This window comes from Pseudomonas sp. NPDC078416, from assembly GCF_050268485.1.
In the GTDB taxonomy this organism is placed as follows: Bacteria; Pseudomonadota; Gammaproteobacteria; order Pseudomonadales; family Pseudomonadaceae; genus Aquipseudomonas.
On sequence record NZ_JBNNGV010000016.1, the window covers coordinates 1 to 20171 of the forward strand.

A 20171-nucleotide genomic window follows, 5' to 3' on the forward strand; every position below is an offset into this window, starting at 1 on the left:
CCCCCGCCATGGATGGCGGATGGCGGCGGGCCCACGGAGCGAGACCGGAGTGAAGGTACTCCGACGAAGGAGGAGCCCAACCAGGAGCAAGCACCCTTGGTTACTTGGGGTGCTTTTCCAAGTAACTCGCCGAAGGCGAAACCGTCTGCCCCCAGGCAGACGCTTTTGATGTTGGCGTAACAAGCATCGCCGCCAATCAGAGCGGCAATGAAACCCGAAACATCGACCCCGCCCCTTCCTCGCTCTCCACACTGATCCGCCCGCCATGAGCGCCCACGATCTGATCGGAGATAAACAGCCCCAAGCCAAGCCCCGCCACCGCATGACTCGCCGCGACCCGCTCGAACTGCTGAAAAATGCGCTTCTGGTTTTCCGCGCTGATCCCGATCCCGTGATCGCGCACCTCCACCCGCGCCTCGCCGGCCTCGCTGTACACCCGCAACTCGATCGGCTTGTGCGCCCCGTAGCGCAACGCATTGGTCAACAGATTCGCCACCACCTGCTCAATGCGAAACTCATCCCACACGCCAATCACAGGCGTCGTCGCGTGCAGCGTTACCACACTGCCGGCCGCGGCGATCTGCGCCGAATAGCTTTCCACCAGATTGACCACCAGCTCCGACAAATCGAATGGACTGGTACGAATCGACAGCTTGCCCGTCCGAATCCGCGACACGTCGAGCATGTCCTCGATCAGCCGGATCAGACTCTGGATCTGCCGCTCATCGCGATCCACCATGGCCCGGAGTTTTTCCATGGTGAACGCCGACGCGTTGTCCTTGGCCAGGTGCAGCTTGCGCAGCTGGGTTTCGAGAATCAGCCCATTGAGCGGCGTACGGACCTCGTGGGAGACGATCGACATGAAGTCATCGCGCATACGGATCGCTCGCTCCAGCTCGCTCTGCGTCGACTTCAGCTCGCGCATCAGGGCTTCCTGCTCCGCGCGGCTGTGTTCGAGCTCTTCGAGCTGCTGCTTCAGGGCCTTGCGCTGACGATACAAGTCGACAAAGACGTTGACCTTGCTCTTCACCGCATGAATATCGAGGGGCTTGTGCAGGAAATCCACTGCACCGCTTTCATAGCCCTTGAACGCGTAATTGAGCTCTCGCCCGGCGGCACTGACGAACACAATCGGAATGTTCTTGGTCTTCTCGGTACCGCGCATCAGCTCGGCGAGTTCGAAGCCGTTCATCCCTGGCATCTGCACGTCGAGAATCGCCATCGCAAACTCGTGCTCGAGCAGCAACGACAACGCCTCGTCCGCAGACAACGCCTTGAACACCTGACGGTCCTCACGCTTGATCAACGCTTCAAGCGCGAGCAGGTTCTCCGGCAGATCATCCACGATCAGCAGTTTGGCTTTGATTTCACTCAGCATGCAATTCGTTCCAGCTCGACAAGCAAGGACCCAATGTCGGGCAAAGGCAGTAGAAAATCCGGCGTATGAAGGGCAAGCGCCGCTTCGGGCATGGCCCGCGCGAGCGCCTGGGCCGGGTCCTGGACCACGGTGAGACCACCGTACTCCTTGATTCGTGCAATGCCGCGCGCGCCGTCGCTGTTGGCACCGGTCAGCAACACGCCGGCCAGTCGGTCACCATAGGCGTCTGCGGCCGATTCGAACAGGATATCGATGCTCGGGCGTGAATGATGCACCCGCTCCTCCTGACTCAGCGACAGGCTCAGATCGTTCTCGATCGACAGGTGATAGCCCGGCCCGGCGAAGTACAGCGTGCCCGGCTTGATGGTCTCTTTATCGTCCGCTTCCTTGACCGGTATCGCCAGGTTCACGGCAAAGACCTCGGCCAACTGACTGCGACGCTGATCCGGCACGTGCAGTACCGCAAGGATGGGCAGCCGAAAGCCCCGAGGCAAGGTACGGAAAATCTTCAGCAACGCTTCGACGCCGCCGGCCGATGCGCCGACCACAATCGCGTCCACCGCCGGCAGTGCGGTCTGCTCCGGGGTAGTGCCAGGAAACGACGTTCTCATGATTTGCGGTAGATCCGCTCGAGTTTGACCAGAGGGTCGAACTGGTTTTTGTAGGCGGAAAAATCCAGGGTTTCCTTGCTGCCCAGCACGAGGAATCCGCGGTGGCACAGGGACTCGTGAAACAGCCCGAACGCGCGGTCCTGCAGCTTCTTGTTGAAATAGATCAGCACGTTGCGGCAGGAGATCAACTGCGTCTCCGAGAACACGCTGTCGGTCGCCAGACTGTGATCGGCGAAAGTGACATTCTCTCGCAGGGTCTTGTCGAAAATCGCGTAATCGTAGGCGGCGGTGTAGTACTCCGAGAATAGCCGCTTGCCGCCGGCCTTCAGGTAGTTCTCGTTATAACCACGCATGTTTTCCATGGAGAAGATGCCTTGTTTGGCCTTCTCCAGGGAATTGGGGTTGATGTCGGTGGCGTAGATGATCGTCCGATCGAGCAGGCCTTCCTCGCGCAGCAGGATCGCCATCGAGTAAACCTCCTCCCCGGTGCTGCACCCGGCAATCCAGATTTTCACCGACGGGTAGGTCTTGAGCAGCGGCACGACTTCTTCGCGGATCGCCAGGAAGTGCGTCGGGTCGCGGAACATCTCGCTGACCGGGATCGTCAGGAATTGCAGCAGCTGCATGAACGCCGAAGGGTCATGCAGCACGCGCTCCTGCAACGCGGAAATGGTCTTCAGTTCAAATTGGCGCAACGCGTGGGCGACACGTCGTTTCACCGACGCACCCGAGTAATCGCGGAAATCGTAGCTGTACTTCAAGTAAATCGCTTCAATCAGCAAGCGTAACTCGATATCGGCGTCTCGTTCTTGGTGCATCGGCAACACTCTGGATCGGGCAAAAAGGCGGTCAATTGATCCGGTTCATTCAGATACGTTCCATCTTCGGCATCCACACGCGAATCAGCGAGAACAGTCGATCCAGATCGATCGGTTTTGCCAGGTAGTCGTTGGAACCGGCTTGCAGGCAGCGATCCTGATCGTCCTTCATCGCTTTGGCGGTGACGGCAATGATCGGCAGCTTGCGCCAGCGCGGGTTCTTGCGGATCTCGATGGTGGCTTCGTAGCCGTCCATTTCCGGCATCATCACGTCCATCAGCACCAGATCGATGTCATCGACAGTGTTGAGCTTCTCGATCGCTTCCAGCCCGTTGCGCCCGACCTCGACGATCGCGCCTTTGTGCTCCAGCGCGCTGGTCAGGGCGAAGATGTTGCGCACGTCGTCGTCGACCACCAGGATCTTGCGCCCTTCGAACACGCGGTCGCGACTGCGCGCGGTCTTGAGCATCTTCTGGCGCTCGTTCGACAGCTGCGACTCGACCTTGTGCAGGAACAGCGTCACCTCATCGAGCAGGCGCTCCGGCGAACGCGCACCTTTGATGATGATGGTCCGCGAGTAGCGCAGCAGCTCTGCTTCTTCGTCACGGGTCAGGTTGCGCCCGGTGTAGACGATGACCGGCGGGAACGCGCAGATCTCGTCGGTGGACATGCGCTTGAGCAGCTCGTTGCCGAGCATGTCCGGCAGTTTCAGGTCGATGATCATGCAGTCGTAGGCGTTGTCGCGCAGCAGATCAAGGGCGTCCTGAGCGAAGCCGACCGCCGTAATCTCGATGTCGTCGTCACCGATCAGGCGCGCGATGCTGTCACGCTGCAAGGCATCGTCTTCGACCAGCAGGATGCGTTTGACCTTCTGCGTGAGCTTGGCTTCGAGGCGGGCGAAGACGTCCTTGAGCTCTTCGCGGGTGGTCGGCTTCACCGCATAGCCGATCGCGCCCATTTGCAGCGCGGCTTCCTGACGGTCTTCGACGGAAATCACATGCACCGGAATGTGCCGGGTGCTTGGCAGCTCTTTGAGGCGCTGCAGAACAGTGAGACCGGAATGGTCCGGCAGGCGCATGTCCAGCAGGACGGCGTCCGGCACGAAAGAGGACGCCAGATCGAAGCCCTCGTCCGCAGCGTGGGCCACCAGGCAGTTGTAGCCAAGCTCATGGGCCAGGTCATAGAGGATATGGGCAAAACGCACCTCATCTTCGATCACCAGAATACAGCGCTTGGTGAACGGCGCCTTTTCACGGTCATCGGCAAAACGCGGAATCGGCTCTGCGGGCGGTGCAGCCTTGGCGGCCACTGGCGTCGGCGGCGTGATACGGGCCGCAACGGGCGCAGGCTGCACGGCAGCCACGGGCGCATCGGCGTACTGCGAAGGCTCCAGCTCGACGTATTCTTCCGGCAGCACCAGGGTGAAAATACTGCCCTGACCCGGCGCGCTGGTCACACTGATCGAGCCGCCCAGCAGGCGTGCCAGATCGCGGGAAATCGACAGGCCCAGGCCCGTGCCGCCGTAGCGGCGATTGGTGGTGCCATCCGCCTGACGGAACGCTTCGAAAATGCTTTCCTGCTGCTCTTCGGCGATACCGATGCCGGAATCGCGCACGGTGAAGGCCACGCCTTCGCCGGGCTGACGGGAAACAGTCAGGCTGACGGTGCCGCTTTCAGTGAACTTGATCGCGTTGGACAGCAGGTTTTTGAGGATCTGCTCCAGGCGCTGGCGATCGGTGTAAAGGGACACCGGCGTGCCCGACTGAATTTCCACCGAGAATTCCAGCTTCTTCTCTGACGCCAGCGGCTGGAACGTCATGCGCAGGCCGTCCACCAGACGGCTGACACTGCTGTTCTCCGGGCGCATGTCCAGCTTGCCGGCCTCGACCTTGGAAATATCCAGAATGTCGTTGATCAAATTGAGCAGGTCATTGCCGGCCGAGTAGATCGACTCGGCGAACTTGACCTGCTCGGCGGTGAGGTTGTCCTGGGGATTTTCCGACAGCAGCTTGGCCAGAATCAGCGAACTGTTGAGCGGCGTGCGCAGCTCGTGGGACATGTTCGCGAGGAATTCGGATTTGTATTTGCTGGAACGTTGCAGTTCGTCGGCGCGGGCTTCCAGCTCAATCTGGGCGATGTGCAATTCTTCGTTATTGCGGTCCAGGGCGTCACGCTGGTCAGCCAGCGCCTTGCCCTGCTCGGCCAACTGCTCGTTGGTCTGCTCAAGCTCGGCCTGCTGGGTTTCCAGGTGGGCCTGGGATTCCTTGAGAATCCGCGACTGCTCTTCCAGCTCTTCGTTGGCGGTGCGCAGTTCTTCCTGCTGCACCTGAAGCTCCTCGTTGAGCTGCTGGGTTTCGGCGAGCACTTCCTGCAAGCGCTGGCGATAGCGCGCCGCTTCGATGGACGTGCCGACGTTCTCGGCTACCAGCTCAAGGAACTCCAGGTCACGGGGCGTCAGCTCGCGCAGAAAGCCCAGTTCGATCACGCCGTTGACGTGGTCATCATTGCTGGTCGGCACTACCACGACACTGCGCGGCGAGCCTTCGCCCAGGCCGGACGTGACTTTGAAGTAATCCTGAGGGACGTTATCCAGGGTGATGATCTGATCCTGCTCGGCCGCTTTGCCGACCACGCCTTCACCGCTGTAGATCGACTGCTCGTGCTGTTCCTGCTCGCGGGAGAAACCATAGGAAGCCACGCGCACCAGACCGCCGTGCTCCTGACGCACGTACACCGCCGCCACCACCGCGCCCAGGTACTGGGCGAAGAAGTGCAGCACATTACGCCCCAGCAGGTTGAGGGTGAGCTGGCCGATGACCTGCTCGGCCAGTTCGCTCTGACCATTGCGCAGCCAGGCGACGTGGGACAAGCGTTCGGCGTCCAGCTGCTGGGCCTTGAGGTTGGCCGCGTAGGTGTCGGACAGCGTGGTCATGTCCCGACGCCCGACCCAGGCAAGAATCCCGCTGACAATGAGAATGAAGGCGATGTACAGCGAGACTGACATCACGGTGGTGTGGGTCACGTCGGTATTGCGTGTCAGACGCAGCTGATGCTCGACGCTTGCCGCCTGTTCGTACTCCTCACGCATCTCGTCGGCCAGGCGCTTGCCGCGACGGTCCTTGATCGGCGTCTGGTAGTCGCCGCCGGTGCGGCGCAAGGTAATCATCTCCTGGGCAAACTCGTTCCACGATGATTGCAGCGCGGCCAGTCGCTTGAAGCGATCCACTTGATCGGGGTTGTCGGCGACCAGCTCTTCAAGGCCCTTGAGTTCGGTGCTGATGGCTGGCTTGGCCACTTCGTAGGGATCGAGAAAACGCTCGTCGCCGGTCAGCAGGAAGCCGCGCATCCCGGTTTCCATGTCCACCGACAGCTTGAGCGAGCGATTGATGTTGTTGATGACCCGGTCGGTGTGCTCGACCCACTGGATCGCCGACAACAGGTAGGAAATCAGAATGACGAAGAAAGCCGCACTCAGCACGCCGACGGCCAGAGGTAAACTGACGTTGCGGCTTAACAGTTTGCGGAAACGTTGCTCATCGACTGCAGAGTTGGTGATCATCGCGAGGGCTCAGGCGGATTCGTCTAAACGACGGAGTTTGCCGCAAACCTCGGCAAAAACTCCAGCTTCAGACGTATAAGGTTGAATTTTCTGACAATAGATCGAGAACATTCGGGCGCGCACTGTACATTTGAGTGCAATCCAAAAGCCACTACACTCAATTGAATCGTGTTGTTGCGGCGAAGAACTTGTCACAATTGCGCCCCCAGCGAAACGCTGTAAACCCCATGCCGTGCGATGCGCTCCCTGCCCAATTAAGGAACTTGCCATGTCCGATTCACCCCGCACGATTCTGGTGGTCGAAGATGACAACATCGTCCGGATGTTGATTGTCGACGTCCTCGAAGAGCTCGACTACAAAGTGCTTGAAGCCGCCGACGCCGCCGAGGCCCTCGCGGTTTTGCACAACGCTGGCCAAACCATCGACCTGATGATGACTGACCTGGGCCTGCCCGACATGAACGGTAAGGACCTCGCACTGAAGGCACGCGAGATCCGCCCGGACATTCCCGTGCTGTTCGCCAGTGGCTACGCGGATTCTGTTGATGTGCCAGAGGGCATGCACAACATCGGCAAGCCGTTTTCCATCGACCAGCTTCGCGACAAGGTCAAGGGCATTCTTGGCAACTGAGCAACGGGCGCAGCGATCCTCGATCCATGTGCTGATCATCGGCTACGTGTGGCCCGAGCCGCGATCGTCGGCGGCCAGCGGACATGTCATGCAACTGATCGACTGCTTCCTCGAACAGGGCTGGCAGATTACGTTCGCCAGCGCCGCCACCGAAGGCGAGCACAAGGCCGACCTGGCCGTACTGGGCATCACTGAAGTCGCCATCGCCCTCAACCACAGCAGTTTTGACGCCTTCATCGGTGAGCTGCAGCCCGACGTGGTGCTGTTCGACCAGTTTCTGATGGAAGAGCAGTTCGGCTGGCGGGTGGAAAAGCACTGCCCCAACGCGCTTCGCCTCCTTGAAAGTTCCGACCTGCAGAGCCTGCGCCATGCCCGTCACCAGGCGGTCAAGGAAGGGCTCGACGGCAAGCCCGATGCTGACCTGACTGATTATTTTCAGACGTCGCGGGATCAACTGTTCACCCGCATGGCGACCACTGACCTGGCCCAGCGCGAGATCGCCGCGATCCACCGCAGTGACCTGAGCCTGATGGTGTCCGACGTCGAGATAGAACTGCTGACCAAGGCATTTTCAGTGCCCGCTTCCCAGTTGCACTGGGTCCCGCTGCTGGTAAGGGAGGTGCCCGATGGCGCTCGCTCCTTTGAAGACCGGGCGCACTTCATCACCATTGGCAACTTCCGCCACGCGCCGAACTGGGATGCGGTGCTGTGGCTGAAAAACACCGTCTGGCCGCTGATTCGCGCGCGATTGCCCGCCGCTCAGGTTCATGTGTACGGCGCCTACACGCCGCCAAAGGCTGCGGCCCTGCATAACGCCGCCCAAGGGTTTCACATCATGAACTGGGCCGAAGACGCGCTGGAGGTGACGGGCGCTGCGCGGGTTTCCCTGGCGCCATTGCGATTCGGCGCAGGGATCAAGGGCAAGATCATCGATGCCATGATTTGCGGCACGCCAACGGTCACCACGCCCATCGGCGCCGAGGCCATGCACGGCGAACTGGCATTTCCCGGAGCCGTGGCCTGTGATGCGCAGGGGCTGGCCGACGCGGCAGTCAGTCTCTACACCGATCAGGCGCGCTGGGAACAGGCGCAACGGGATGGCTGGCAACTGCTGCCGGCGCGCTTTGGCCATGACCGCCATTGCGCCGTGCTGATTGACCGCATCCTCGCGCTGCGGAACTCCCTTGAGGCCCATCGCACGGCCAACTTCACCGGCGCCATGCTTCGCCACCATCAGCACAAGAGCACCCAGTACATGTCCCAGTGGATCGAAGCCAAGAACAAAAACGCCTGAGGCGATTTATCTAACGGACGGCGCGGCGCAACAGATAGGTATCCATAATCCAGCCCTTCTGCGCCCGCGCTGATTCACGTACCTGACGTATCTGCGCGCTGACTTCGTGCAGCGGGCCTGAAATGAGGATCTCGTCAGGAGTGCCCAGATAAGCGCCCCAATAGATGTGCAGATCTTCATCGATAAACCGCTCGAAGGTGCAATGGGCGTCGAGCATCACCACGCTGTTTGTTATGTGCCCGCCCTGCTCTGCTGCAAGCTCCCGGCCGGTGGTGATGTGGATCGGCTCGCCGATACGGTTCAGGCCGATGCGATGCCCGGCCGCGAGCGCCTGCACGCTGGTGATGCCGGGAATGACGTCGTAGGCAAATGACTCACGGCCGCGGGCGAGCACCTGATCGAGAATCCTCATTGTGCTGTCGTACAGCGCCGGATCGCCCCACACCAGAAAAGCGCCGGTCTCGCCTGGCTTTATTTCATCGGCGATCAGCTGCTCGAACAACACGGCGCGCTGCTCGTGCCAGTGTTCGATCCCGCTGCGATAAGACGCCGAATCGTCCCTGCGCCTGGGATCGCTCACCTGCACCAGACGATAGTTATGGCCCTCGATGTAACGCTCGCAAACCTCCCGACGCAACGCCAGCAAGTCGTCATTGGCATAGCCCTTGTCGAGGATGAAAAACACTTGGGTGCTGTTCAGCGCCTTGATCGCCTGAACGGTGATGTGCTCGGGATTGCCCGCGCCGATGCCGATCACGAGGATTTTTTTCATGGGGTGGCGGTTCTCTGGAGGCATTTGCGGAAGGTGCATCAGCGTATCGGGTTGTTGATGGGTGTGGTTAGTCCCCTCCGCAGATCAGCGTCACGCCGCAGGATTGACGATGCTCAAACCGGCCTCTTCCCGGCTGAAGCCGGTCCTACTGAAACACCGCGATCACCTGGTCGGACCGGCTTTATCCGGGAAAGCGTCGGTTGTCACACCGCAAATTTGAGGGTGTTCAAGCTGGGCCTCTTCCCGGCTGAAGCCGGTCCCACTGAACACCGCGGTCACCTAGTGGGACTGGCTTTAGCCGGGAAAGCGTCGGTTGTCACACCGCAAATTTGAGGGCGTTCAAGCTGGCCTCTTCCCGGCTGAAGCCGGTTCCCACTGAAACACTGCGGTCACCTAGTGGGACCGGCTTTAGCCGGGAAGGCGTAGAACGACACAGCGCAGAATTGAGGGTGTTCATGCCACCCTCTTCCCGGCTGAAGCCGGTCCTACTGAAGCCACGCGCCCATCTGCATCTGTTTAAAACCCGCATCTGTATTCCGCCCGGCAAATAGTGCACATTATTCCCACGCCACTCCCCAGACCGGCACGCGCATGACCAAAACAACAAGAGTCACCGACCCTTCCTACGAGTTGATGGATGACCACAACGGGCTGTCGATCATCTACCGCGAGCACGGGTTTCCCTGTCCGCTGGTGCGCTGGCATTTTCATAAGGAATACGAACTGCACCTGATCGTGGCCAGTTCCGGCAAGGTCTTCGTCGGCGATTACATCGGCAATTTCTACCCCGAGACGCTGTTTCTCACCGGCCCCAATCTTCCCCACAACTGGATCAGCCAGATCGAGGAAGACGAAGTCGTGCCCAAGCGCGACATGCTGGTCAACTTTACCGAGGAGCTGCTGGAAAGCGGCAATCAGGTGTTCGCCGAACTCAAGACCCTGGCGCCGCTGCTCGAACGCGCGCAGTACGGCATCGAATTCCGCTGCAAGCGCACCATCCGCCAGGCCACCAGACTGATGCAGAAAATCGCCGACACCACGGGCATGACGCGCCTGGGGCATTTCTTCATTTTGCTGGAAGTACTGGCGGCCAGTGATGATTTCCAGTTGCTGTCGGGCACCACCGCGTCGCAACTGTCCGATGATCACGCCGTGGAGCGCACCAACAAGGCCGTGGAATACATCTTCACCCATTACGCCCGCGAGCTGCCCCTGGAAGAAGTGGCGGACTACCTGGGCATGAAGCCGACCTATTTCTCCCGCGTGTTCAAGCAGGCCACAGGGCGCTGCTTTGTCGAATTCGTCAACCGACTGCGCATCAGCAAGTCCTGCGAACTGCTCGCCGACGGCGACCGGCCGGTGACCGACATCTGCTTCGAGTCGGGTTTCAATAACATCTCCAACTTCAATCGACGCTTCCAGAAGCTCAAAGGCATGACCCCTTCGCACTATCGCCGCCTCGCCGTGCAGCGCCTGACCGAACAAAACCTGTACTGATTCGTTGCCCCTTCCCGCCCTTCAACTACGCTGGAACTGCCCCGCACCATGCGCTGGTGCAGTTCTACGACGTGGCCGTCGGAATTCCCAGTGCAAAAAAGTATCAGTTCAAGTGCGTCGCAGGATTTGTCAACCAGCGCGCACAAGGCTGTAATCAACTGACATTCTTCCTGGCCTCCGGAAGAAACAAAAACAATAACCAAGCTTCTGACGTCCGCCTGGGCGCAGAAGAGGAGTGATAAATGAAGACCTCTGCAAATGTTCTCCTTGCCGGTACCTGTCTGACCCTCCTGTCTCTCTGCACCACCGCCACTGCCGGTGATGTGACCATCGCCACCGTCAACAACAGCGACATGATCCGCATGCAGCGGCTGTCCAAGACCTTCGAAGAACAGCACCCGGACATCAAGCTCAAGTGGGTCGTGCTGGAAGAAAACGTGCTGCGTCAGCGTCTGACCACCGACATCGCCACCAAAGGCGGCCAGTTCGACGTGTTGACCATCGGCATGTACGAAGCCTCACTCTGGGGCGCCAAGGGCTGGCTCAAGGAAATGACCAATCTGCCTGCGTCCTACGCGCTGGACGACGTATTCCCGTCGGTACGCGATGGCTTGTCGGTCGACGGCAAACTCTTCGCCCTGCCGTTCTATGCAGAAAGCTCGATCACCTACTACCGCAAAGACCTGTTCAAGGCCGCCGGCCTGACCATGCCGGAGCGTCCGACCTGGACGCAGATCTCCGAGTTCGCCGACAAGCTGACCGACAAGTCCAAGGAACAGTACGGCATCTGCCTGCGCGGCAAGGCCGGCTGGGGCGAGAACATGGCGCTGATCACCACCATCGCCAACTCGTTTGGCGCGCGCTGGTTCGACGAACAGTGGAAGCCGCAATTCGACCAGCCTGAATGGAAGAACGCGCTGACCTTCTACACCAACGTCATGAAAAAAGACGGCCCGCCCGGCGCCTCCAGCAACGGCTTCAACGAAAATCTCGCCCTGTTCAACAGCGGCAAGTGCGCGATCTGGGTCGATGCCAGCGTCGCTGGCTCGTTCGTTACCGACAAATCCCAGAGCAAAGTCGCCGACAGCGTAGGCTTCACCTATGCGCCCCATGAAGTCACCGACAAAGGCTCGGCGTGGCTGTACTCGTGGGCACTGGCGATCCCGACCAGCGCGAAGAACGACAAGGACGCGCGCGCCTTCACCGAATGGGCCACGTCCAAAGAGTACGCCGCGCTGGTCGCCGAGAAAGACGGCGTGTCCAACGTGCCGCCAGGCACCCGCGCATCGACCTACACCGATGCCTACAAACAAGCCGCGCCGTTCGCCAACATCACCCTGGAATCCCTCAAGGCGGTCACGCCTAAGTCACCGACGCTGAAGCCGGTGCCTTACGTCGGCATCCAGCTGGTGACCATCCCCGAGTTCCAGTCGATCGGCACCTCCGTCGGCCAGCAGTTCTCGGCGGCACTGGTAGGCACATCCACCGTGGATCAGGCCCTGACCAGCGCGCAGAGCGTGGCCGAGCGTGAGATGAAGCGCGCGGGTTACCCGAAGAAGGGCTGACACCCGCTGCCTGAAGGCGGCAGGCGCCGATTGCCTGCCGCCCACGTTCACGCTTTTGCCCGGTTCGGAGTCGACATGAACACCTCAACCCTCACCCCGCGCAGCGCTGCGGCCGATGATAAATCGGCCGTCAAGGGCAGCGTCACCAAGCCCGGCTGGTTTCTGGTCAGCCCCTCGGTGCTGTTGCTGCTGGTCTGGATGATCGTGCCGCTGGGCATGACCATCTACTTTTCGCTGATCCGCTACAACCTGCTCAACCCCGGCGAAAACGAATTCGTCGGGCTGGAGAACTTCGAATTTTTCGTCACCGACGCGGGCTTTCTGCCTGGCGCCATGAACACGCTGTTGCTGGTCGGCAGTGTGCTGGCCATCAGCGTCATCCTCGGCGTGTTGATCTCGGCGCTGCTGGAAGCCAGTGAATTTTTCGGTCGCGGCATCGTGCGCGTGCTGCTGATTTCGCCGTTCTTCATCATGCCGACGGTCAGCGCCCTGATCTGGAAGAACCTGATTTTTCACCCGGTGTCCGGCATCCTCGCCTGGGTCTGGAAACTGTTCGGGGCGCAGCCGGTGGACTGGCTGGCGAATTACCCGATGCTGTCGATCATCATCATCGTGTCGTGGCAGTGGCTGCCCTTCGCGATCCTCATCCTGATGACCGCCATGCAGTCGCTGGATCAGGAACAGAAAGAAGCGGCGCGTCTGGACGGGGCCGGCCCGATCGCGATCTTCTGGCACCTGACCCTGCCGCACCTGGCGCGCCCGATCGCCGTGGTGGTAATGATCGAAACGATCTTCCTGCTCTCGGTGTTCGCCGAAATCTTCACCACCACCAACGGCGGCCCGGGCTTCGCTTCCACCAATCTGGCGTACCTGATCTACAACCAGGCACTGCTGCAATTCGACGTGGGCATGGCATCGGCGGGCGGCTTGATTGCCGTCGTGATCGCCAACATTGCCGCGATCATCCTGGTACGGATGATCGGCAAAAACCTCACCGACAAGTCTTGAGGGCAAGGCCATGATGACGCTCAAACAATCCCGTCGCCTGCAAAGTGCCCTGCTCGGCACCTTGTCGTGGCTGATCGCAGCGCTGATTTTCTTCCCGATCTTCTGGATGGTCCTGACCAGCTTCAAGACCGAGATCGATGCGTTCGCCACGCCGCCGCAGTTCTTCTTCACGCCGACCCTGGAAAACTACCTGCACATCCAGGAGCGCAGTGACTACTTCCACTTCGCCTGGAACTCGATCCTGATCTCCTTCAGCGCGACCATCCTGTGCCTGCTGATCGCCGTGCCGGCGGCCTACTCCATGGCGTTTTTCGAAACCAAACGCACCAAGGGCACGCTGCTGTGGATGCTCTCGACCAAGATGCTGCCGCCGGTGGGCGTGCTGATGCCGATCTACCTGCTGGCCAAAACCTTCGGCCTGCTGGATTCGCGCATCGCGCTGATCGTGATCTACACGCTGATCAACCTGCCGATCGTGGTGTGGATGATTTACACCTACTTCAAGGACATCCCCGGGGAGATTCTCGAAGCGTCGCGGCTGGACGGTGCGACCACGCGCCAGGAAATCTTTCGGGTGCTTATTCCGATCTGCAAGGGCGGGCTGGCCTCGACGGCGCTGCTGTCGCTGATCCTGTGCTGGAACGAGGCGTTCTGGTCGCTGAACCTGACTTCCTCGAATGCCGCGCCGCTGACTGCGCTGATCGCTTCCTATTCCAGCCCTGAAGGGTTGTTCTGGGCCAAATTGTCAGCAGTGTCGACCCTGGCCTGCGCGCCGATCCTGATCTTTGGGTGGATCAGCCAGAAACAACTGGTTCGCGGGCTGTCGTTTGGTGCGGTGAAATAACCGAAACATGATGGTTCCCACGCTCTGCGTGGTAACCAGCGTCCGGACGCTCCGCGTCCAAAGAGCCGACGCAGAGCGTCAAGGGCGGCGTTACCACGCTGAGCGTGGGAACGATCCCGCAGGTAGATGTACGCCGCCCGACATTTTGAAGAATAAAACTGGAGCCCATCATGGCTAACCTGACAATCAGAAATCTGCAAAAAGGCTTCGACGGCCACCAGATCATCAAAGGCATCGACCTGGACGTGAAGGACCGTGAATTCGTGGTCTTCGTCGGTCCGTCGGGCTGCGGCAAATCCACCCTCCTGCGCCTGATCGCCGGTCTGGAAGACGTCACCAGCGGCAGCATCGAACTGGATGGCCGCGAGATCACCCAAGTCACCCCCGCCAAGCGCGACCTGGCGATGGTGTTTCAGACCTACGCCCTGTACCCGCACATGACCGTCGGCAAAAACCTGTCGTTCGCGCTGGACCTGGCCGGCACGCCAAAGGACGAGGTCAAGAAAAAGGTCGATGAAGCCGCGCGCATTCTCGAGCTGGGCCCGCTGCTGGAGCGCAAGCCCAAGCAACTGTCCGGCGGTCAGCGCCAGCGCGTCGCGATCGGTCGCGCCATCGTGCGCAACCCGAAAATCTTCCTGTTCGATGAACCCCTGTCCAACCTCGACGCCGCCCTGCGCGTGCAGACCCGGCTGGAGTTGTCGCGCCTGCACAAAGAGCTGCAAGCGACGATGATCTATGTCACCCACGATCAGGTTGAAGCCATGACCCTGGCCGACAAGGTGGTCGTGCTTAACGGCGGCCGCGTTGAACAGGTCGGCTCACCGCTGGAGCTGTACCACCACCCGGCCAACCTGTTCGTCGCGGGCTTTCTCGGCACGCCGAAAATGGGCTTCCTCCAGGGCACGATCAGCCGCGTCGAAGCCTCGGCCTGTGAAGTGACCCTGGACGCGGGGACGAAAGTGCTGCTGCCCTTCACCAACGCACAGCAGAGCGTGGGCGACTCGGTGACCCTGGGCATTCGTCCCGAGCACCTGGAGCTGGCCAACGAGGGTGATTGCCAGTTGACCGTCATCGCCGACGTCAGCGAACGCCTGGGCAGCGACACCTATTGCCACGTGCGCACCACCTCCGGCGAGCCGCTGACCATGCGGATTCGCGGCGACCTGGCCAGCCAGTACGGCGAAACCCTGAAACTGCACCTGAACAGCGCGCACTGCCACCTGTTCGACGCCCAAGGCCAGGTCATTCGTCGCGCGCTGCAGGCCGCTGCCTGATCCCTCGCACTCCACAGCATTCGGGAACACCGTCATGAAACTGAACAAGCAGAACCTCTCCAACCTGGGCGCCGGGATCGCCATCCCCGCCTACGCCCTCGACGAGCGTCGCCAAGGCATTGCCCACATCGGCGTCGGCGGTTTCCACCGCGCCCACCAGGCGTTTTACACCGACGCGCTGATGTCCCTCGGCGCCAATGAAGGCAGCGGCGAAGGCCTGGACTGGGCCATCTGTGGGGTCAGCCTGCGCGAAGAAGACCGCGGCAATTTTGACGCGCTCAAGGGCCAGGACTTCCTCTACACGCTGTTCGAACTGGGCGACACACCGGACACCGAAACCCGCGTGATCGGCGCGATGAGCCAGATGCTCATGTCCACAGACAGCGACCTGGCGCTGATCGACAAACTCGCCAGCCCGGACATCCGCATCGTCTCGCTGACCATCACCGAAGGCGGCTACTGCATCGACGACAGCACCGGCGAATTCATGAGCCATCTGCCGCAGATCCAGTACGACCTCGAACACCCCGCCACGCCAAAAACCGTGTTCGGTTATCTGTGCGCCGCCCTGACCCGCCGACGCGCCGAAGGCACGCCGGCGTTCACCCTGATGTCCTGCGATAACCTGCCGCACAATGGCGCGGTGACACGCAAGGCCCTGCTGGCATTCGCCAAACTGCGCGACCCGGAGTTGCATGACTGGATCGCTGAAAACGTCAGCTTTCCCAACGCCATGGTTGACCGCATTACGCCCATGACCAGCACCGCCCACCGCCTGCAACTGCATGACCAGAAAGGCATCGACGACGCCTGGCCGGTGGTCTGCGAGCCGTTCGTGCAATGGGTGCTTGAAGACAAATTCGTCAACGGCCGTCCGGCCTGGGAAAAGGTCGGCGTGCAGTTCACCGACGACGTCACTCCGTACGAAGAAATGAAGATCAAGCTGCTCAACGGCAGCCACCTGGCGCTGACCTACCTCGGCGCGCTGAAGGGTTATCGCTTCGTCCACGAAACCATGAACGACCCGCTGTTCGTCGAGTACATCCGCACCTACATGGACCTGGACGTCACCCCGCAACTGGCGCCGGTGCCGGGTATCGACCTGACCGAGTACAAACAGACGCTGATTGATCGGTTTTCCAATCAGGCGATTGCCGACCAGCTTGAGCGCGTGTGCTCCGACGGCTCGTCAAAATTCCCGAAATTCACCGTGCCGACCATCAATCGTCTGATCCTGGACAGCGGCAACATGGACCGCGCTTCGCTGGTGGTCGCGGCTTGGGCGCTGTACCTGCAGGGCAACCGCACCGGCGACTTCACCGGGGAGAACGGCGTGCCGTACACCGTCGTCGACCCGCGCGCGGACTTTTGCAAGGCGCTGGTGGCCGATGACGTGCTGGTCACCCAGCGCCTGCTGGAGGTGGAAGAAATCTTCGGGGCGGCGATTCCTCAGTCCCCTGAGTTCGTGGCATCGTTCGAGCACAACCTGAACAGCCTGAAGCAGTTGGGCGTCAGCAAAACCCTTGAAAACCTGTTGGCGAAAACCGCCTGAGCTTCAGAGCTAACGAGGTGAACATGTTTCTCGGCATCGATTGCGGTACCCAAGGCACCAAGGCGATTGTTCTGGATGCGGTCAGCGGCAAGGTTCTGGGCGAAGGCTCGGGCGCCCATCACATGATCAGTGGCGCCAACGGGCGCCGCGAACAGGATGTGCAGGAATGGCTCGATGCGTTCGAGCAGGCGACGGCGGCGGCCTTGCAGCAGGCCGGGGTGTCCGGCGCGGACATCCAGGCCATCGGCGTGTCCGGGCAGCAACATGGCCTGGTGATGCTGGATGAATCAGGCCAGGTGCTGCGCCCGGCCAAGCTGTGGTGCGACACCGAGTCTTCGCCCGAGAATGATCGTCTGCTGGCGTATCTGGGCGGTCAAGCCGGGTCGCTGGAACGTCTCGGCATTGCCATCGCACCGGGTTACACGGTCTCCAAACTGCTGTGGAGCAAGGAGCAGTTTCCCGAGCTGTTTTCCCGCATCGACAAGATCCTCCTGCCCCACGACTACCTCAATTACTGGTTGACCGGCCGCAGTTGCAGCGAATTCGGCGATGCGTCGGGCACCGGTTATTTCAACGTGCGTACCCGCGAGTGGGACCTCGACATTCTTCAGCACATCGACCCCAGTGGCCGGCTGGTCAAGGCGCTCCCGGAACTGATCGAAGCGCATCAACCGGTGGGCACTATTCTCCCCGCGATCGCCGAGCGTCTGGGCCTCAACCCGAAGGCCATCGTATCCAGCGGCGGCGGCGACAACATGATGGGCGCCATCGGCACCGGCAATATCGCGCCGGGCTCGATCACCATGAGCCTGGGGTCGTCGGGCACGGTCTACGCCTTTGCCGATGCAGGCAACGTCAGCGCACAGCCGTCGGTGGCGACCTTCTGCTCCTCGTCGGGCGGCTGGCTGCCGCTGATCTGCACCATGAACCTGACCAACGCCACCAGTGCCATCCGCGAGCTGTTCGCCCTGGACATCGGGGCGTTCAACGCAGCCGTCGCCTCCTCGCCGATTGGCGCCCAGGGCGTGCTCGTGCTGCCGTTCCTCAACGGCGAACGCGTGCCCGCCCTGCCCCACGCCACCGGCAGCATTCTGGGGCTGGACAGCGCCAACCTGACTCAAGCCAACCTCTGCCGCGCGGTGGTCGAGGGCACCACCTTCGGCCTGCGTTACGGCCTGGACCTGTTGCGCGACAGCGGCATTAAGAGCGATAACATCCGCCTGATCGGCGGCGGCGCTAAAAGCGCGGTCTGGCGGCAGATCGTCGCCGACATCATGGACACGCCGGTCATCTGCACCACCGGCACCGAAGCGGCAGCCTTGGGCGCAGCGATTCAGGCGGCGTGGTGTCATGCCCATGCCGATGCCGGGGGTAACGGCGACGTCGAATCGCTGCAGGCGCTGACCGAACGGTGCGTCAGCCTCGATCCGGCCAGCGAAACCCGCCCGGTGGCCGAACACGTTGCGGCGTATCAGGCGGTGTATCAGCACTATCGCACTCAATTGCAGGGCCTCTGACGGACAGCCCCGTCGGCCTTTATGGAGCAACTATGTATCTGGTCTGTGGCGAAGCACTGTTCGACTTTTTCTGTCAGCCGGACAGCGGACAAAGCAATAAAGTGGGGTATCAGGCCATCGCCGGCGGCTCGCCATTCAACGTCGCCGTCGGGCTGCGCAGGCTGGGCATCGATGCCGGCTTCTTCGCCGGCATCTCCAGCGATTACTTGGGCAAGCGCCTGTTGAAGGTGCTGGCCGAAGAAGGCGTGCGCGATGACTTTCTGGTGCATATCGACGCGCCCACCACGCTGTCGATGGTCGCCGTGGGCGCCGACGGCTCGCCGCAATACAGCTTTCGCGGCGAAGGCTGCGCCGATCGGATGTTGAGCGTCGAGCACCTGCCGACTTTGGACGACAGCGTGCGCGGCTTGCACGTGGGTTCGTTCTCGCTGGTGGTGCAGCCGGTCGCTGATGCGCTGCTGACGCTGGTCCGGCGGGAAAGCGGCAAGCGGCTGATTACCTTCGATCCCAACGTGCGCCTGAATCCGGCGCCGAGCATCGAGCTGTGGCGCAGTCAGGTGGCGAAGTTTGCCGAGCAGGCGCACATCATCAAGGTCAGTGATGAGGATCTGGAGCTGTTGTATCCGCAGAAGGATGCGGCGGCGGTTGCCGAGGGTTGGCTGAAGGACAATTGCCAGTGGGTGATCATGACCCGCGGTCGTCAGGGCGCGACGATATTCACGCGGGCACTGGGCACGTGGTCGGTGGCGGCGCGCAAGGTGGAGACCGTGGATACGGTGGGCGCCGGTGATACGTTTCAGGCGGCGTTGATTGCGTTTCTGACGGAGCGGGGTCTGGATGCACCCGCTGCCCTTGCGGGGGTGGATAAGGCGACGCTGACGAAGATGCTGGAGTTTGCCGTGGCGGCAGCGGCGGTGACCTGTACGCGGGAGGGGCCGGATTTGCCCTATCGGGCGGAGGTGGTCTAGGCGTCTGGCCCTTTTCAGATCAAGATCAACAGCGTCTGCCTGGGGGCAGACTGTTTCGCCTTCGGCGAGTTACTTGGAAAAGCACCCCAAGTAACCAAGGGTGCTTGCTCCTGGTTGGGCCCCTCCTGCGTCGGGGTTCCTTCACTCCGACGACGCTCCGTGGGCCCGCGCCGAACGGACATCCATGTCCTGACGGCGCTCTCGCGGCATCCATGCCGCTCGGCCCACTCCGCGTCGTCTGCGTTCAGCCTGCACCCAAGTCGCGATTGGCGGTGTTTGGACCCTCTGTGTATGAAGATCAAAAGCAGATCAAGAGCTTCCCGGCTAAAGCCGGTCCCACTAAAGCACCGCGACACGCTGTGATCGTTCCCACGCTCCGCGTGGGCATGCTTTCCGTGACGCTCCGCGTCACTTCCCCAGGCCTGAATGCGCGTCGTCTGCGGGACGCGGAGCGTCGGGGGCGGCGTTACCACGCGGAGCGTGGGAACGATCAGTAAATTTGCTGCACGCGCTGCTGTTAGTGGGACCGGCTTTAGCCGGGAAGAGGCCAGCTCAGGCGCCGACATTTTGTGATCGTTCCCACGCTCCGCGTGGGCATGCATCCCGTGACGCTCCGCGTCACCTGCCCAGGCCTTGAGGCGCGTCGTCTGCGGGACGCGGAGCGTCGGGGGCGGCGTTACCACGCGGAGCGTGGGAACGATCAGGATCGGCAACCCCATCTGCGGCCTGCGTGTTCGGAAAAGTCCTTCGGCGTGATGAAGATCCACTGTAGGAGCGCGCTTGCCCGCGAATGCGGTGGGTCAGTGGCGGCTGCGTGGCTGACAGGACGCCATCGCGGGCAAGCGCGCTCCTACAAATGAATGCGCATGCGGTAGTGGGACCG

At 61.3% G+C, this 20171-nt stretch carries 15 protein-coding genes; 10 read left to right on the forward strand and 5 right to left on the reverse strand.

Annotated features, from left to right (window positions below; all coding sequences use genetic code 11):
• Window positions 1–196 precede the first annotated feature (196 nt).
• From ACQKEN_RS15190 to ACQKEN_RS15205, 4 genes are read right to left on the reverse strand one after another with little or no spacing between them, the layout of a single operon-like run.
• Window positions 197–1378: a hybrid sensor histidine kinase/response regulator gene (locus ACQKEN_RS15190; RefSeq protein WP_427686645.1), complete on the reverse strand. Its 1182-nt coding sequence runs from the start codon at window positions 1376–1378 to the stop codon at window positions 197–199.
• Window positions 1372–1989, reverse strand: coding sequence for a chemotaxis protein CheB (locus tag ACQKEN_RS15195; protein ID WP_427686647.1), 618 nt, complete (start codon window positions 1987–1989; stop codon window positions 1372–1374). Before ACQKEN_RS15195 ends, ACQKEN_RS15190 begins: the two co-directional genes overlap by 7 nt.
• The gene (locus ACQKEN_RS15200) at window positions 1986–2807 is read right to left on the reverse strand and encodes a CheR family methyltransferase (RefSeq protein ID WP_427686649.1); all 822 of its coding nucleotides are present in this window, start codon (window positions 2805–2807) and stop codon (window positions 1986–1988) included. The genes ACQKEN_RS15195 and ACQKEN_RS15200 overlap by 4 nt, the downstream gene beginning before the upstream one ends.
• 49 nt (window positions 2808–2856) lie before the next feature.
• On the reverse strand, window positions 2857–6366 hold the full coding sequence (locus tag ACQKEN_RS15205; RefSeq protein ID WP_427686651.1) for a response regulator: 3510 nt from the start codon (window positions 6364–6366) through the stop codon (window positions 2857–2859).
• Between the two features lie 268 nt (window positions 6367–6634).
• Here ACQKEN_RS15205 and ACQKEN_RS15210 point away from each other — a divergent pair, with 268 nt between their 5' ends.
• Window positions 6635–6997 (forward strand): response regulator, encoded by a 363-nt coding sequence (locus ACQKEN_RS15210; protein WP_427686653.1) that lies wholly within the window; start codon window positions 6635–6637, stop codon window positions 6995–6997.
• 88 nt (window positions 6998–7085) lie between these two features.
• Complete coding sequence (locus ACQKEN_RS15215) at window positions 7086–8291, forward strand: glycosyltransferase family 4 protein (RefSeq protein ID WP_427686655.1); 1206 nt, start codon at window positions 7086–7088, stop codon at window positions 8289–8291.
• A 10-nt stretch (window positions 8292–8301) separates the two neighbouring features.
• On the opposite strand, the gene cobF is transcribed toward ACQKEN_RS15215, so the two are convergent.
• Window positions 8302–9063 carry a precorrin-6A synthase (deacetylating) gene (gene cobF, locus ACQKEN_RS15220; RefSeq protein ID WP_427686657.1) on the reverse strand — a complete coding sequence of 254 codons (762 nt, stop codon included), beginning with the start codon at window positions 9061–9063 and terminating at the stop codon, window positions 8302–8304.
• Window positions 9064–9654: 591 nt separating this feature from the next.
• Here cobF and ACQKEN_RS15225 point away from each other — a divergent pair.
• The 8 genes from ACQKEN_RS15225 (at window position 9655) to ACQKEN_RS15260 (ending at window position 19288) form a co-directional block, all read left to right on the forward strand.
• A complete protein-coding gene (locus tag ACQKEN_RS15225; RefSeq protein ID WP_427686659.1) occupies window positions 9655–10560 on the forward strand; it encodes an AraC family transcriptional regulator in 906 nt (301 codons plus the stop codon).
• A 242-nt stretch (window positions 10561–10802) separates the two neighbouring features.
• A complete protein-coding gene (locus ACQKEN_RS15230; RefSeq protein WP_427686661.1) occupies window positions 10803–12125 on the forward strand; it encodes an ABC transporter substrate-binding protein in 1323 nt (440 codons plus the stop codon).
• A gap of 75 nt (window positions 12126–12200) precedes the next feature.
• A complete protein-coding gene (locus tag ACQKEN_RS15235) occupies window positions 12201–13133 on the forward strand; it encodes a carbohydrate ABC transporter permease (protein ID WP_427686664.1) in 933 nt (310 codons plus the stop codon).
• Window positions 13134–13143: 10 nt separating this feature from the next.
• Window positions 13144–13977, forward strand: a complete 834-nt coding sequence (locus tag ACQKEN_RS15240) for a carbohydrate ABC transporter permease (RefSeq protein WP_108121930.1) — start codon at window positions 13144–13146, stop codon at window positions 13975–13977.
• Window positions 13978–14147: 170 nt separating this feature from the next.
• Window positions 14148–15251 carry an ABC transporter ATP-binding protein gene (locus tag ACQKEN_RS15245; RefSeq protein ID WP_427686666.1) on the forward strand — a complete coding sequence of 368 codons (1104 nt, stop codon included), beginning with the start codon at window positions 14148–14150 and terminating at the stop codon, window positions 15249–15251.
• Between the two features lie 34 nt (window positions 15252–15285).
• Entirely contained in the window at window positions 15286–16803 is a 1518-nt protein-coding gene (locus ACQKEN_RS15250; RefSeq protein WP_427686668.1) for a mannitol dehydrogenase family protein, read from the forward strand.
• Between the two features lie 23 nt (window positions 16804–16826).
• Entirely contained in the window at window positions 16827–18320 is a 1494-nt protein-coding gene (xylB, locus tag ACQKEN_RS15255) for a xylulokinase (RefSeq protein WP_427686670.1), read from the forward strand.
• Between the two features lie 32 nt (window positions 18321–18352).
• Entirely contained in the window at window positions 18353–19288 is a 936-nt protein-coding gene (locus tag ACQKEN_RS15260) for a carbohydrate kinase family protein (protein ID WP_427686672.1), read from the forward strand.
• Window positions 19289–20171: the final 883 nt, after the last annotated feature.